We start from the raw sequence: 14,861 nt of genomic DNA on the forward strand, positions 1-14,861 counted from the left end.
GGTGGAAGGAAGAGTTCCGATGGACCAGCATCACATCATCGCCGAAGTGCTCGAGCGCCAGGCCCGGCGGCGGGACGAGCGGCGCAAATTCCTCAAGGCCGCCGGCATGGCTTCGGCCACCGTGGCGGCCTCCTCGCTGCTCGCCGCGTGCGGCAATGACGGCGGCAGCAGCGGCACGCCCAACACCACCACGGCCCCGCAGATCAGCGATGCCGACATCCTCAACTTCGCACTCAACCTCGAATATCTGGAGGCGAATTTCTACGCCTTCGCGGTGACCGGCGCGGGCATAGGCGCCAGCCTGCAGGGCGGCACCGGCACCCAGGGCGCTGCCACGGGCGGCCGCGCCGTCGCCTTCACCGATCCGGTGGTCAAGGCCTATGCCGCCGAGATCGCGGGCGACGAGCTGGCCCATGTCGCCTTTCTCCGCAGCGCGCTCGGCTCGGCGGCGGTGGCGCAGCCGGCGATCGATGTCGGCACCGATCCCAACGGCGCCTTTTCCAGCGCGGCCCGGGCGGCGGGGCTGATCAGCGCCGGCCAATCCTTCGATCCCTATGCCAGCGACGAGAATTTCCTGCTCGGGGCGTTCATCTTCGAGGATGTCGGCGTCACCGCCTATAAGGGCGCCTCGCCGCTCATCACCAACAGCACCTATCTGGAAGCCGCCGCCGGCATTCTCGCCGCCGAGGCCTATCATGCCGGGCTGGTGCGCACCGCCCTCTACGCCAAGGGGTTGCAGGCGAACGCGCTGATTACCGCCGCCGGCAAGATCTCGGACGCGCGCGACAGCCTCGACGGGGCGAGCGACGACGATCAGGGCCTGGTCGATGCCAATGGCAACGGCAATATCGTGCCCACCGATGCCAACGGCATCGCCTATAGCCGCACAACCGGCCAGGTGCTCGACATCGTCTATCTGACCAGCATGGCCAAGGCCAAGGGCGGCTTCTTCCCCAATGGCGTCAACGGCACGATCAACATGAGCACGGCGGGCTGAGCGGCGGCGGCGGGCGGACGGACAGCAGAGGCCAGCCGATGCACGGGACCTTCCCCCTCCAGCCGGGCGCCGCCTGCGCGGCGGCGCCGGCCCGCGCCAGCCTGGCCGAGGCGCACCGGACGGTGCCGGTGCCCAGGGGCCCCGGCGGCTTCTGGAAGAAGCTCGCCGCCTTCAGCGGCCCCGGCTATCTGGTCGCGGTCGGCTATATGGATCCGGGCAATTGGGCCACCGATCTCGCCGGCGGCGCGGCCTTCGGCTATGCGCTGCTCTCGGCGGTGCTGCTGTCGAGCCTGATGGCGATGCTGCTCCAGGCGCTGTCCGCGCGGCTCGGCATCGTCACCGGCCTCGATCTCGCCCAGGCCTGCGCCCAGCGCTACCCGCGCCCCGTCCGCCTCGGCTTGTGGCTGCTGTGCGAGCTGGCGATCATCGCGTGCGACTGCGCCGAGCTGCTCGGCACCGCGATCGCGCTCCAGCTTCTCTTCGGCCTGCCGCTGCCGCTCGGCATCGGCCTCACCCTGGTCGACGTGGTGCTGATGCTCGCCCTGCAGAAGCGCGGCTTCCGCGCGCTGGAGGCGTTCATCCTGGCGCTGATGGGGGTGATCGCGGCCTGTTTCGCGCTCGAACTGCTGCTCGCCCGGCCCGCTCCCGCCGCGATCCTGGCGGGGCTGGTGCCCCAGGCCGGGCTGGTCCGCGATCCCGGCCAGCTCTATCTGGCGATCGGCATCCTCGGCGCGACGGTGATGCCGCACAATCTCTATCTCCACTCGGCCTTGGTGCAGACCCGCCGCTTCGCGCGCGACGAGCCGGGGCGGCGCGCGGCGATCACGCTCGCCACCATCGACAGCAGCGTCGCCCTCACGCTCGCCGCGCTGGTCAACGCCGCGATCCTGATCCTCGCGGCAGCCGCCTTCCACGCCGGCGGCCATGCCGGCGTCACCGAGATCGGCCAGGCCTATCATCTGCTGACCCCGCTGCTCGGCGCCTCGGCCGCGGGGCTGGCCTTTGCGGTGGCGCTGCTCGCCGCCGGCCAGAACGCGACCGTCACCGGCACGCTCGCCGGACAGATCGTGATGGAAGGCTTTACCGGCCTGGCCGTGCCGGCCTGGGCCCGGCGGCTGGTGACGCGCGCGCTCGCGATCGTGCCGGCGGCGGTGATCGCCAGCCTCGCCGGCGGCGGCGGCGCCACCCGCCTGCTGATCCTCACCCAGGTGGTGCTGAGCCTGCAGCTGCCCTTCGCGGTGGTGCCGCTGGTGCGGATCACCGCCGATCCGGCCGTGATGGGCCGCTTCGCGGTGCGCGGCTGGCTCAAGGCGAGCGCCTGGCTGGTGGCGACGGCGGTGATCGCGCTCAATCTCGTGCTGCTGGCGAGCCTGGCATGATCCGCGCGCCGCGCCCCGCCATCGCCCTCTCGCTCGCGCTGGCGCTGGGCGCCACCGCCGCGCGCGCCGACGTGTTCGAGATCGGCGGCGATGGCCGCATGACGCTGCGCGCCGGCGCCGGGCTCGTCGCGACCGGCGACGCCGCCTCGGCCGATACCGCCGCGCTCGAGCCCGCGCCCGATGTGCCCGCCGCCGCCGTGACGCTGGTGAGCCCGCCGGCGGCGCCCGCCGCCTTCCAGGCGCCGCTCTCGCAGGCCGCCGATCAGGCCGGGCTCAGCCCCGCCCTGCTCGCCGCGCTGGTATGGCAGGAGAGCCGCTGGCAGCCGGCGGCGCGCTCCCCCAAGGGCGCGGTCGGGCTCACCCAGCTGATGCCGGGCACCGCGCGCGCGCTTTCGGTGGATCCGGCCGACGCGCGCGCCAGCCTGGCCGGCGGCGCCCGCTATCTGCGGCGGCTGCTCGACCGCTTCGACGGCAATGTCGAGCGTGCGCTCGCCGCCTATAATGCCGGGCCCGGCCGCGTGCCGCGCGGCGCCGGCCTGCCCGCCATCGCCGAGACGCGCGCCTATGTCGCCGCGATCCTCGATCAGCTCGGCGCCTCCGCTTCCCTCGTCCGTGCAGGAGTGACACCATGACAGACGCACGCCCCACCCGTCGCCGCTCGCCGGAGTGGCGGGCATGATCCGGCTCAAGCGCAAACTGCTGCTCTGGCTCGCCGGCGTCGCCGCGCCGGGGATCGCCGCCGCCCAGGGCCCCGCCGGCGATCCCGCCGGGTCCGGGCCGATCGTCGCCGCGCTCGGCTGGCTCCAGGGCACGCTGCTCGGCAATGTCGCGACCGCGGTGGCGGTGATCGCGGTCGCCATGGTCGGCTTCATGATGCTCACCGGGCGCCTCAACTGGCGGTTCGGCGCGACGGTGATCGTCGGATGCTTCGTGCTGTTCGGCGCGAGCGCGATCGTCACCGGCATCCAGTCGACCGCAATGGTGGCGCGCTGATGCAGCGCACCCCGGTCTTCCGCGCGCTGACCCGGCCACAGATGTTCGCCGGGGTGACCTACAGTTTTTTCGTGCTCAACGCGGCGGTGACGACCGAGGCCTTTCTGGTGACGCGGAGCTTCCTCGCGCTGCCGGCGGCGCTGCTGATCCATGGCGCCGGCTATCTCGCATCGATGCGCGAGCCGCGCATCTTCGATCTGTGGCTGACCAAGGTCAGCCGCACGCCGCGGGTGCGCAATTGGAAGCGCTGGGGCTGCAACAGCTACGCGCCCTGAGCCCTGTTCGAGGAGACCGGTGATGGCGAAGTGGAAAGGCGTGGCGGCATGGGGGCGGAGCGAGGCCCGCGCCGGCGACCGCCTGCCCTATGCGCGCCACCTCGATGCGCACGCGCTGCTGCTGCGCGACGGCGCGGTGCTGCGCATGATCCAGGTGCCGGGCCTCGCCTTCGAGACCGAGGATGGCGAGGCGCTCGATCATCATCTCGGCGTGCGCGAGGTGATGCTGCGCGCCGCGCTCGACGCGCGTTTCGTGCTCTACCATCATGTCGTGCGGCGGCGCGTGTCGGTGCGGCTCGATCAGGGGATCGCGCGGCCCTTCCCGGCGCTGCTCAACCAGCGCTGGCAGCAGCGGCTCGACGATCGCCACCTGTTCGTCAACGAGCAGGTGCTGACGGTGGTGCGCCGGCCGGCGCGCGGCAAGACCGGCTGGCCCGAGCGGCTGCGGCGCGGCCTTGGCGGCGCGCGCGGCACGGTCGATCCGGCCGATCTGCGCGCGCTCGACGCCGCCACCGGCGCGCTGCTCGCCGGGCTGGAAGCCTATGGCGCGCGGCTGCTCGGCACCTATGAGGGCGCCGGCGGCACCTGCTCGGAGCCGCTCGAGATGCTCTCCACCCTGTACAATGGCGAGACCCGGCCGGTGCTGCTGCCCGACGAGGCGGTCGATGCCGGGCAGCATCTGCCCTATGCGCGGGTGAGCTTCGGCCTCGACGCGATCGAGACGCGGCGCGCCGGCGGCCGCGATTTCGCCGCCATGCTCTCGCTCAAGGACTATCCCGACGCGACCCGCGCCGGGATCATCGACGGCGTGATGCGACTGCCCTGCGAGCTGGTGCTGACCGAAAGCTTCGCGCCGGCGGATCGCCAGGTGGCGCGCGAGCGCATCGATCTCGCGCTTCGCCGGCTGCGCGCCGCCGACGAGGAAGCGGGCGCGGAGCGGCGCGAGATGCTGGCGGCGCGCGACGCGCTCGGCGCCGGCCAGGTCGGCTTTGGCGATCATCATCTCTCGGTGCTGGTGCGCGCGCCCGATCTCCCCGCGCTGGATGGCGCCATGGCCGCCGCCGCCGCCGCGCTCGCCGATCTGGGCGCGGTCGCGGTGCGCGAGGACATCAATCTGGAGCCGTGCTTCTGGGGGCAGTTTCCCGGCAACGAGAATTATCTGGTCCGCCGCGCGCTGATCTCGACCGGCAATGCCGCGGGCTTTCTCTCGCTGCACGGCATGCCGATCGGCCGCGCCGAGGGCAATCACTGGGGCGAGGCGGTGACGGTGTTCGAGACCACCGCCGCCACCCCCTATTTCTTCAATTTCCACGAGGGCGATCTCGGCAATTTCACGGTGATCGGGCCGTCCGGCTCGGGCAAGACGGTCGTGCTCAACTTCCTCGCCGCGCAGGCGCAGCGTTTCTCGCCCCGCACCATCCTGTTCGACAAGGATCGCGGCGCCGAGATTTTCCTGCGGGCGTGCGACGGCTATTACAGCCGGCTGCTGCCCGGCGAGCCGACCGGCTTCAACCCGCTGCACCTGCCCGATAGCGCGCGCAACCGCGCCTTTCTGCGCGACTGGCTGGGCGTGCTCTTGGCGGTGACGGGGCCGGAGGAGACGGCGACCGTGGCGGCCGCGGTGGATGCGGTGATGGAGGCCGATCCCGCCTTCCGCCGCCTGCGCCATTTCCGCGAACTGCTCGGCGGCGGTCGCCGGCCCGAACCGGGCGATCTGGCGGCGCGGCTCGATCCGTGGATCGGCGGCGGCGAACATGGCTGGCTGTTCGACAATGCCGCCGACGAACTCGATCTCAGCGCGATCACGATCGGCTTCGACATGACCGCGCTGCTCGATACGCCGGCGCTGCGGACGCCGGCGATGATGTATCTGTTCCACCGCATCGAGGAGCGGCTCGACGGCACGCCGACGATGCTGCTGATCGACGAGGGCTGGAAAGCGCTCGACGACGCGGTGTTCGCCGCGCGCATCCGCGACTGGCTGAAGACGCTGCGCAAGCGCAACGCGCTGGTCGGCTTCGCGACGCAATCGGCGCGCGACGCGCTCGACAGCCGCATCGCGAGCGCGATCGTCGAGCAGACGGCGACCATGATCTTCACCCCCAATCCCAAGGCGCGGCCGGAGGATTATTGCGACGGCTTCGGACTTTCGCCGCACGAGCTGGACCTGATCCGGCAGCTTCCGGCGCATAGCCGCTGCTTCCTGATCCGCCATGCCAACCATTCGGTGGTGGCGCGGCTCGATCTCGCCGGCCAGCCCGATCTGCTCGCCATCCTGTCCGGCCGCGAGGCGACGGTGCGCCGGCTGGATGGGCTGCGCGCCCGCCATGGCGATGATCCCGCCGCCTGGTTCCCCCACCTGACGGGCACGCCCTGGCCGGGCGAGACGGCGGTGCCGCCCTTCTACGCCGAGGCGGCGGAATGAGCGTCTGTCCGGCCTTCGGCGCGGGCGCCACCGGCATGGCGGCGGCGCTGCGCGCGATCGACTGCCGCACCGGCGAGGCGACCGCCTACGCCTTTGGCCGGCTGTTCGGCGCCGATGGCCGGCTGATGCCGGTGCTGACCGCCTGTCTGACGCTCTATGTCGCCTTCTTCGCCATGGCGCTGCTCACCGGCCGTACCCGGCTCGGCGTCGCCGCGCTGACCCCGCGCATGCTGACGCTCGGCCTGGTGCTCACCTTCGCCACCTCCTGGGCCGCCTATCAGAATGTGATCTGGGCGCTGGCGAGCGGCGCCGGCGATCAGGTCGCGAGCCTGTTGATGGGCACGCGCGGCTCGGCCACGATCGCGTTCGCCGATCGGCTCGACCAGCTGTTCGCGACGCTGGCCGAGGCCGCCCACCAGGCCGGCACCCCGGCCGCCGCCACCGACACCGGCATCACCCCCGCCGCCGCCACGGTCCACGGCTTCTCGGCCGCGACGGCGCTGTGGCTATGCGCGATCCTGCTCATGCTCGGGACCGCCGGCGTGCTCGTCACCGCCAAGATCGCGCTCGCCGCGCTGCTGGCGATCGGGCCCCTGTTCGTGCTGCTCGCGCTGTTCGGCGGCACGCGCGGCCTGTTCGAGGGCTGGCTCAAGGCGGTGGCGCTGTTCGCGCTGGTGCCGCCGCTGGCGGTGCTGATCGGCGGCGGCGCGCTGTCCGCGCTGAGCCCGCTGGTGGCGGACATCGCCGCGGCGGGCGCCCAGCCGGCGCCGCGCGAGGTCGCCGTGCTGTTCCTCGGCGTCTGCGTCTATGGCGTGCTGATGCTGATGGTGCTCAAGACGGCGACGACGATCATCGCCGGCTGGCGCCTGCCCGGCGCCGCCGCGCCCGGTGCGCGCGGCGAGGCACCGGGCGCCGCCGGCCTCGCTTCCGCCCCGGCGCCGGCGGCGCTCGCGCCCGCTCCGGCGGCGGCGGCCGGCGACGATCGCATCCGGCGGATGCTGGCCGCGCTGCCGGCTCCCGTGGATGGGACCGCCGCATCGCCCGGCGCCGGCGGCGGCGGCCGGGCGACGGTGACGCGGATCGTCGCCAGCGGCGGCGAGGCCGCGCGCCCGCTCCACCCCCAGGACCGCCGCGGCGACCGCATCGGCAGCCGCTTCCGCGCCCCGCCCGCTTCGCTTCCCAAGGGACATGTCTCATGACCGCGCCCCGTATGCTCTTCGCCCTCGGTCTGGCCGCCTCGGCGCCCGCCTGGGCCGATCCGCGCATCGCGACCCATTTCTACCAGCCCAGCGAGGTGGTGGTGATCCATGGGCGGGGCGACACCCAGTCGACCATCGCCTTCGCGCCCGACGAGCGGATCGAGAACGTCGCGGTGGGGGACAGTGTCGGCTGGCAGGTCGCGCCGAACAAGCGCGCCGACCTGCTCTTCCTCAAGCCGACCCGGCCCGGCGCGCGCACCAACATGACGGTGGTGACCGACCAGCGCACCTATTTGTTCGATCTGGTCGCGGCACCGCGCCAGCCGCCGCTCTACATGCTGCGCTTCACCTATCCCGCGCCGCCGCCCCGCCCCGCGCCCCCGGTCGTGGCGGCGCCGACGCCGGCCGCGCCCGCCGTCGCCGCGGTGGCGCCGCCGCCCGATCCCGCGACCTTCGATTTCGCCTGGACGATGCGCGGCGACCGCGCGCTGCTGCCCGCGCGCCTGTTCGACGATGGCCGCTCGACCTATCTCGCCTGGCCGCGCGATACGCCGCTGCCCGCCATTCTCACCGCCGACGAGCGTGGCGGCGAGGGGCCGGTCAACTACACCACGCGCGGCGACGTCATCATCGTCGACGGCGTTCCGGCGCGGCTCGTGCTGCGCGCCGGCCGCAAGATGGCGACGCTGACACCGCAACGGTCCGATCCGCCCGGCGATGCCGGCGTCGCCGCACCGCCGCCCGGCGCGCGCGTGGCGATGAACCCGCCCGGCCCCGGCCGCCCCTTCGCCCATGTCCTGGATGGCCGGCCATGATCAGCCCCACCCCCACCCGCCTCGTGCTCCAGCCGATCGGCGAGGACGATCCGCGCACCATGCTCGACGATCGGGCGCTGGTGCGCGCCAGCACCAACGCCTTTCCGATCGTGGCGCGGCACCAGCGCCGGCGCGATTCGGCGGGGCTGCTGGCCGGCGGCGGCGGCGCGCTGCTGCTGGGGCTGCTGACCTTCTGGTCGATGAGCGGTCACCGCCACCCCGCGCCCCCGCCGGCGCCGCCGCGCGCGCTGCCGGCGGCGGCGCCGCTCGCCCCGTCTTTTGCCCCGCCGCCGCCGGCGGTGGAGGCGGCGCCGCGCGGCCTGCTGATGCCAGCGGTGCCGCCCATGTCGCCGGCGCCGCTGACCCCGCCGGCGCCGGCGCCGCTGCTGGTGTTCGATGCGGGCGCACCGCTCCCCGCGACGACGCCGGGCGCGCCCGCGCATGCCGCGACCTCGCCGCTCGCGCCGGGCGGCGGCGAGAATGACCAGTTCGCCGCGCGCGTCGGCGGCACCGCCGAGACCGCGACCGCCCAGCCGCTCGCCAACCCCGCCACCACCGTGACGCAGGGCACGCTGATCCCGGCCGTGCTCGAGACCGCGATCGACACCGATCTGCCCGGCTATGTGCGCGCGGTGGTGAGCCGCGACGTCAAGTCCTTCGATGGCAGCCAGGTGCTGATCCCGCGATCGTCGCGGCTGATCGGTCAGTATAAATCGGGCCTGTCGGCGGGCCAGTCGCGCGCCTATGTGATCTGGTCGCGTCTGATCCGGCCCGATGGCGCGTCGGTCGCGCTGGGTTCGCCCGCGGTCGATTTCAGCGGCACCTCGGGCCTGGCCGGCAAGGTGAACAGCCATTTCATGCAGCGTTTCGGCGCCGCCGCGCTGCTGACCGTGATCGGCGGCCTGTCGGCGGTGGGGAGCCCGGCGGTGGTGCTGTCCGGCGGCACCAGCGCCGCCGGGGTCGCGGCGCAGGGCACCAGCCAGATCCCGCCCACGGTGCGCGTCGCCCAGGGCCAGCCGATCCGCGTCTTCACCGCCCGCGACCTCGATTTCTCGACGGTGGCGACGGCGCCCGCGGGCGATCCGTCATGACCGCGCCGCTCCGCGCGGTCGATGGCTCGGGCGTCTTTCTCGATGCCTATCTCGCGCCGTTCCGGCCCTGGCTGGAGCGCGAGGATGTCACCGAGATCCTCGTCAACCGGCCCGGCGAGGCCTGGATCGAGGCGGCCGGCGCGCCCGACATGCTCCGCGTCGCGCTGCCCGAGATCGATGACCGCCATCTCCAGCGGCTCGCCGAGCAGGTCGCGCGGGTGAGCCATCAGGGCGTCAATCGCGGATCGCCGCTGCTCGGCGCGACCATGCCCGACGGCGCGCGCGTGCAATTCGTCGCGCCGACCGCGACCCGCGCGCATTGGGCGATGGCGATCCGCCGGCACCGGATGGTCGAGCTGCCGCTCGATGCCTATGCGCAAGGCGCGCTCGCGGCGATCGCCGCGCCGACGCCGCCCGATCCGCAGGACGATCCGATCGGCTATCTTCGCCACGCGGTGCAGACCCGCCAGACGATCCTGGTGAGCGGCGGCACCTCGACCGGCAAGACGACCTTTCTCAACGCCCTGCTCGCCGAGGTGCCGGCCCGCGAACGGGTGATCCTGGTCGAGGACACGCCCGAGATCCGGCTGCGCAGCGCCAACGGCCTGGGGCTCGTGGCGGTGAAGGGCGATCTGGGCGAGGCGCGGGTGACGACCGAGGATCTGCTCCAGGCCGCGCTCCGGCTGCGGCCGGATCGCATCGTGCTCGGCGAGATCCGTGGCCGCGAGGCGGTGAGCTTCCTGCGCGCGATCAACACCGGCCATCCCGGCTCCTTCACCACCATCCACGCCAATTCGGCCGAGGGCGCGCTGGAGCAGCTGGCGCTGATGGTGATGCAGGCCGGGCTCGGCCTGGGGCGGGCGGATACGCTCGCCTATGCGCGATCGATGATCGATCTCGTCGTGCAGCTCGATCGCGCCGGCGGCCGGCGCCGGATCGCCGCGATCACGCCCACCAGGGACCGGCCCGGGCCGCCCTGACCATTCCCCGCTCGATCACCCGGAAGAAAGGGACCTCTCCCATGCGTGGCATATTCATCGCCGGCCTGTTCTCGACGCTGCTGATCCCGGCCGCGGCCGACGCCCAGCTCGCCCGCTTTCGCGGCTTCCGCATCGAGGGCAATATCGGCGCCGACCGCTTCAAGGCGGAAGGCGATAAGAACACCAAGCTCGGCTATGGCGGCGCCGCCGGCTTTGACGGCGTGCTCGCCGACAAGATCGTGGTCGGCGTGGAAGGCAGCTATTGGCGGCCCAACAAGGGCACGCGCGATTGCGCCAGCTTCGGCGGCGGCACGCTCTGCCAGAGCTCCTCGCACGAACTCGGCGCGGCGGTGCGGGTCGGCTATCTGATCACGCCCGCGCTCCTCGTCTTCGGCAAGGGCGGCTATGTGAACGACACGCAGCGCAACAGCTTCGCGGCCGACAACGGCCTCTTCTATGTCAATGGCGCGATCGTCGGCCCGGGCTATGCCGCGCGCACCCACGGCTCGACCGATGGCTATCAGGCGGGCGGCGGGGTCGAATTCTCGCTGACGCCGATGTTCTATGTCAGCGGGCAATATGTCTATTCCCGCTACGACGATCATACCTCGCGGCAGCGCGCGCTCGCCGGCGTGGGGCTGCGCTTCCGCTAGCCGGCGCGCCGGCTAGCTGGTCGTCACCGTGCCGGTGAGGATCACCGGCCCGGTCGGCTGACCGGTGGGCGAGCCGCCGCGCGGCTCGAGCGAGACGGCGATCGTGACGCCGCGCGCCATCGCCGCCGCCGCCCGCGCGGGCACCGCCGTCCAGGCGGGCGCGGCAAGATCCGGCACGCCGATCGCGCGCGGCTTGCCATCGGCCGGGATCACCCAAAGCTCGGGGACGCGATCCCCCGGCGACAAACCGGTGGCGGCGGCGATCATGCGGCCGCGCGCCGGATCATAGCCGATCGTCACGAACCCCTGCCGCCCGGTGAGCACCGCCGCCATCGGCGCGGGGTGCGCCTGGACGGCGGGAACCGGCACGAGCCGGACGGCCGGCCGCTGCAGCGCGACGAGGCCGAGCACCAGCGCGGCCGCGCTCGCCACGGCGGTTCCCGCCTGCCAGAAACGCAGCGGCGCGCGCGCGCCGCCACCGGCATCATTGGCGGGCAGCCGCGCCGCGATCGCGGTCCACACCGATGGACGCGGCACCTCGTCGGGATCGCTGAACAGCTGGGCGGCATAGGACCGCCAGCGCGCATGGGCCTCGGCAAAGATCGGGTCGCGCGCCAGCCGCGCCTCCGCCTCGGCGCGCTCCGCGCCGTCCAGCAGGCCCAGCGCCAGTTCGGCGGCGCGGAGCGCCTCTTCCTCGCCCAGCGCGCTCATGCGAGGCAATCCCGAAGCTTGAGCAGCGCGCGGCGGATCCGGCTTTTGATCGTGCCGAGCGGCGTATCGATGCGGGCGGCCAATTGGGAATAGGTGAGGCCTTCGAAAAAGGCGGTGCGGATGAGCTGCGCATCCCCCGTCGCGAGCAGCGCGAGGCAGGAATCCAGCCGGCTCACCTCCTCGCCCAGCTCGAGCAGCGTCGACGCCCCGGGCGCCGGATCGGCCACCGCCTCCGCCAGTTCGATCGGCTCGGCGGCGGCGGCGCCCCGGCCCCGCCGCCGATCCAGCGCGCGGCTGCGCGCGATCAGGATCAGCCACGTCATCGCGCTGCCCTTGGCCAGGTCGAAGGTCGCCGCCTTACGCCACACGGTGAGATAGGCTTCCTGCAACGCTTCTTCGGCTTCCTGTCTGACCGGGAGAATACGCAGGCACACGCTGAACAGCTTCGCCGATGTCCGACGATACACCTCTTCAAACGCGCTCCTGTCTCCCGCCGCCACGCGGGCGAGCGTCTTGGCGAGACTGGCGGCTTCGGGGTCAGTCGAGCGCATGCGCATCCATCATCGCACGAGCGGCCATGCTCGTGGCCGGGCACAGTAATGGCGTGCGGCGCCCTGACAAGCGTTCCGTCGCGCGATCAGAGGATTGGCGCGGTTCTGATCGCGCGGACGACCGCCGCCGTCGCCTCCAGCGGCGAGAGATGGCCGGTGTCCGGAATGACGACATAGTCGGTGCCGGGATAGTATTGGTCGAAGGCGGCGCGGAGCGACGCCTCGGTCTCCACCGCATCGCGCGCGCCGATCACGACTCGGTTCGGCACCCGCACGCGGGCGGCGCGATCCCGGATGTCCTTCTGCATGCCCTGCTCGGGCCAGGCGCGCTTGGCGGCGGGCGGGCTCGCCAGCGTATCCTCGACGATCTGCGCGCGCTGCGCGTGCGTCAGCGGGAGGCGCGCCATGATGCCGATGGCGCGCGCCACGCCCTCTTCCGTGCTGTAATTCCTGACGATCTCCGCCCGCTGCTCGGGGGGCACCGCCAACGGCCCGGGCGGCGCAGGTGCGACGAGGATCAGGCCCTTGAGCCCTGCCGGTTGGCGCGCGGCCACGATCTGCGCGACCTTGCCGCCCATGGAGTGGCCGAGGAGGATGAAGTCGTCGAGGCCGAAATGGGCGAGCACGGCTTCCACGTCGCTCGCCAGCGTATCCAGATCATAGTCATTGGACGACTTGTCCGAGCGGCCCCAGCCGCGGAAATCGATCGCGAGGCAGCGGTGGGTGGTGGAAAGATCGTCGATCACCCCGCTCCATGTGCGCGTCGAGCCTCCATAATAATGAAGGAACACGAGCACGGGCGAGCCTTCGCCACGGACGGCGACGTTGAGATCCACGCCATTCACGTGGACGATCCTGTTTTCGGAAGACATGATGCTCCTCGCTTGTCTGAACGGCCTTCGCAAGGACGTGGCGAGGAGGCGGCGAACGAAAATCCTGTTGGCGACGCGGCCGATATTCGGCCTGGCGGCGGCGGATGCAAGGACCGATCGCCCTCCAATCCTGCCAGGCCCTCCCCATAGCACCGCCTCAGCTGTCGAAAGGCGCGTCGAGAAGCAGGGCGCACACATCGGGCACCGCGAAGCCGGGCAGCAGCGCGCGTCCGATGTCGCCAAGGCCGGTGCCGATCGCGGTGAACGGCTTGCGGCGGGCGATCTCCGCGAGCGCTTCGGTAAAGGCCTTTTTGAAGCCGAGCCGCGGGTAGAGTTGCAGCGTATCGTCGATGAGCTGCGGCGAGATTTCCTCGATGTTCAGACCCATGACATCGACATGGGCGCCGAGATGCACCAGCGCGATCTCGGGCGCCTTGAAGGCGGCGACATCCGAGGAATGCAGGGCGATACCGTCCCAGACCATGTCGATCCCGGGTTTCGGATAGGCGTGCGCGTGCAGGAAGTGCGCGGCGGCATTGGCGCCGTCGATCTCGAACCGGTGTTCGGCGCAATAGCGATCGGTCAATCCGAGATCGTGGAGAAGCGAGGCGATGTAGACGATCTCGCGATCGAAGCGCACCTCCCGCTTCTGCGCCAGGAATTCCGCGAACCAATAGGTCCGGTGGACATGGTTGAGGATGGCGGGATCATGCACCTGGCGCGCGAGCGCCGCCACTTCCCGGGCTATATGCGAATCCGGCGCCGTGATGCCGCCGATGCTGGCCGTTCTGCTCATCGATCGTCTCCGCCGCTTCGTTCGGATCGAAGCGGTCGGGCGGGAGATGGGCGCGCGTCAGCCTGGCAGCAATGACAACCACCCCTCGCTTTAGGACGAAGGCCGGCCGAAGCGGGCGCGATAGGCGTTGGGCGAGACGCCCAAAGTCTTCACAAAGGCGCGCCGCATGCGCTCGTCATCGCCAAAGCCCGTCCGATGCGCGATGCGCTGGATGGGATCGCCGGCGGTCTCGAGCAGGCGGCGCGCGGCTTCGATCCGCATCAGCTCGACCGCGCGCGCCGGACTGAGGCCGGTTTCCCGCTGATAGACGCGCGCGAAATTGCGGGGGCTCATATGGGCGGCGCCGGCGAGAAGGGGCACCGACAGATCCTTATCGAGATTGGCGCGGATCCAAAGGTGGAGCGCGTCGAACCGCCCGCGCGCATCCTGCATCTGCTGGCGAAGCTCGATGCTGAACTGCGCCTGGCCGCCGGGACGCTTGAGGAACAGGACCAGCCCGCGCGCCACATCGAGCGCCGCGCGGTGGCTGAGATCCTGCTCGATCATCGCCAAAGCCATGTCGATCCCCGCCGAAACGCCCGCCGAGGTCCAGATTCGGCCGGAATTGACGAAAATCGAGTCGGATTTGACCGTGATTCGGGGATATTCGCGCGCCAATTGCGCGCAGGCGGCCCAATGCGTCGTCGCCTCCCTGCCATCGAGAAGGCCCGACCGCGCGAGGATGAAGGCGCCGGTGCAAATCGACCCCAGACGCCGCGGCCACTCGAGATAGGCACCCAGCGCGGCGCGCAGCGCTTCGGTCTGCGCGAGCGGCTCGGGCAGCGTGCCGCCCGCGACCAGCAGCGTATCGACATCGCGAAGCGTCGCGGCGTCCAGCGTGCGGGTGTCCAGCGCGACGCCGGTGTCCGTTCCGACCAGGCCCCCGCTTTCGGACGCGACCACCACCGTATAGGCCGGCCGGCCATCCTCCAGCCGCGCCTCGCTGAAGGCCTGGAGCGGACCCGTGACATCGAGCATCTTCGCGCCCGCATAGGTGGCGATGACGATCTTGCGCCGCTCGGGCGGGACGGCAGCGGCAGCTTCCGAGGTCATCCCTTATTCTAGGCCAGGCCCGGACGATCGAT

16 protein-coding genes are annotated in these 14,861 nt (G+C 71.8%); 11 read left to right on the top strand and 5 right to left on the bottom strand.

Annotation, left to right across the window (positions count from 1 at the left end; genetic code table 11):
* Positions 1-19: 19 nt before the first annotated feature.
* From LHA26_RS02840 to LHA26_RS02890, 11 genes are read left to right on the top strand one after another with little or no spacing between them, the layout of a single operon-like run.
* Positions 20-997 carry a ferritin-like domain-containing protein gene (locus LHA26_RS02840; RefSeq protein WP_252167242.1) on the top strand — a complete coding sequence of 326 codons (978 nt, stop codon included), beginning with the start codon at positions 20-22 and terminating at the stop codon, positions 995-997.
* A gap of 38 nt (positions 998-1,035) precedes the next feature.
* On the top strand, positions 1,036-2,376 hold the full coding sequence (locus LHA26_RS02845) for an Nramp family divalent metal transporter (protein WP_252167243.1): 1,341 nt from the start codon (positions 1,036-1,038) through the stop codon (positions 2,374-2,376).
* Complete coding sequence (locus tag LHA26_RS02850; protein ID WP_252167244.1) at positions 2,373-3,008, top strand: lytic transglycosylase domain-containing protein; 636 nt, start codon at positions 2,373-2,375, stop codon at positions 3,006-3,008. The genes LHA26_RS02845 and LHA26_RS02850 overlap by 4 nt, the downstream gene beginning before the upstream one ends.
* A 43-nt stretch (positions 3,009-3,051) precedes the next feature.
* Complete coding sequence (locus tag LHA26_RS02855; RefSeq protein WP_252167245.1) at positions 3,052-3,369, top strand: TrbC/VirB2 family protein; 318 nt, start codon at positions 3,052-3,054, stop codon at positions 3,367-3,369.
* Positions 3,369-3,644, top strand: a complete 276-nt coding sequence (locus LHA26_RS02860; RefSeq protein WP_252167246.1) for a VirB3 family type IV secretion system protein — start codon at positions 3,369-3,371, stop codon at positions 3,642-3,644. The genes LHA26_RS02855 and LHA26_RS02860 overlap by 1 nt, the downstream gene beginning before the upstream one ends.
* 22 nt (positions 3,645-3,666) lie before the next feature.
* The gene (locus LHA26_RS02865; RefSeq protein ID WP_252167247.1) at positions 3,667-6,069 is read left to right on the top strand and encodes a VirB4 family type IV secretion/conjugal transfer ATPase; all 2,403 of its coding nucleotides are present in this window, start codon (positions 3,667-3,669) and stop codon (positions 6,067-6,069) included.
* Positions 6,066-7,268 (top strand): TrbL/VirB6 family protein, encoded by a 1,203-nt coding sequence (locus LHA26_RS02870; protein ID WP_252167248.1) that lies wholly within the window; start codon positions 6,066-6,068, stop codon positions 7,266-7,268. Before LHA26_RS02865 ends, LHA26_RS02870 begins: the two co-directional genes overlap by 4 nt.
* Positions 7,265-8,083 carry a TrbG/VirB9 family P-type conjugative transfer protein gene (locus LHA26_RS02875; protein ID WP_252167249.1) on the top strand — a complete coding sequence of 273 codons (819 nt, stop codon included), beginning with the start codon at positions 7,265-7,267 and terminating at the stop codon, positions 8,081-8,083. The genes LHA26_RS02870 and LHA26_RS02875 overlap by 4 nt, the downstream gene beginning before the upstream one ends.
* Positions 8,080-9,174 carry a TrbI/VirB10 family protein gene (locus LHA26_RS02880; RefSeq protein ID WP_252167250.1) on the top strand — a complete coding sequence of 365 codons (1,095 nt, stop codon included), beginning with the start codon at positions 8,080-8,082 and terminating at the stop codon, positions 9,172-9,174. Before LHA26_RS02875 ends, LHA26_RS02880 begins: the two co-directional genes overlap by 4 nt.
* The gene (virB11, locus tag LHA26_RS02885; RefSeq protein WP_252167251.1) at positions 9,171-10,154 is read left to right on the top strand and encodes a P-type DNA transfer ATPase VirB11; all 984 of its coding nucleotides are present in this window, start codon (positions 9,171-9,173) and stop codon (positions 10,152-10,154) included. Before LHA26_RS02880 ends, virB11 begins: the two co-directional genes overlap by 4 nt.
* Before the next feature lie 41 nt (positions 10,155-10,195).
* Entirely contained in the window at positions 10,196-10,807 is a 612-nt protein-coding gene (locus LHA26_RS02890) for an outer membrane protein (RefSeq protein WP_252167252.1), read from the top strand.
* Positions 10,808-10,819: 12 nt separating this feature from the next.
* Here the strand turns inward: LHA26_RS02890 and LHA26_RS02895 are convergent, their stop codons facing one another.
* The 5 genes from LHA26_RS02895 to LHA26_RS02915 form a co-directional block, all read right to left on the bottom strand.
* Positions 10,820-11,518 (bottom strand): anti-sigma factor, encoded by a 699-nt coding sequence (locus tag LHA26_RS02895; RefSeq protein ID WP_252167253.1) that lies wholly within the window; start codon positions 11,516-11,518, stop codon positions 10,820-10,822.
* Positions 11,515-12,069: a sigma-70 family RNA polymerase sigma factor gene (locus LHA26_RS02900; protein ID WP_252167254.1), complete on the bottom strand. Its 555-nt coding sequence runs from the start codon at positions 12,067-12,069 to the stop codon at positions 11,515-11,517. The genes LHA26_RS02895 and LHA26_RS02900 overlap by 4 nt, the downstream gene beginning before the upstream one ends.
* Before the next feature lie 86 nt (positions 12,070-12,155).
* Complete coding sequence (locus tag LHA26_RS02905; protein ID WP_252167255.1) at positions 12,156-12,941, bottom strand: alpha/beta fold hydrolase; 786 nt, start codon at positions 12,939-12,941, stop codon at positions 12,156-12,158.
* Between the two features lie 157 nt (positions 12,942-13,098).
* On the bottom strand, positions 13,099-13,737 hold the full coding sequence (locus LHA26_RS02910) for an HD domain-containing protein (RefSeq protein ID WP_252167256.1): 639 nt from the start codon (positions 13,735-13,737) through the stop codon (positions 13,099-13,101).
* Between the two features lie 90 nt (positions 13,738-13,827).
* The gene (locus tag LHA26_RS02915) at positions 13,828-14,829 is read right to left on the bottom strand and encodes a GlxA family transcriptional regulator (protein ID WP_252167257.1); all 1,002 of its coding nucleotides are present in this window, start codon (positions 14,827-14,829) and stop codon (positions 13,828-13,830) included.
* Positions 14,830-14,861: the final 32 nt, after the last annotated feature.

Origin of the sequence: Sphingomonas morindae, from assembly GCF_023822065.1 — a bacterium.
GTDB classification, from domain to species: domain Bacteria; phylum Pseudomonadota; class Alphaproteobacteria; order Sphingomonadales; family Sphingomonadaceae; genus Solisphingomonas; species Solisphingomonas morindae.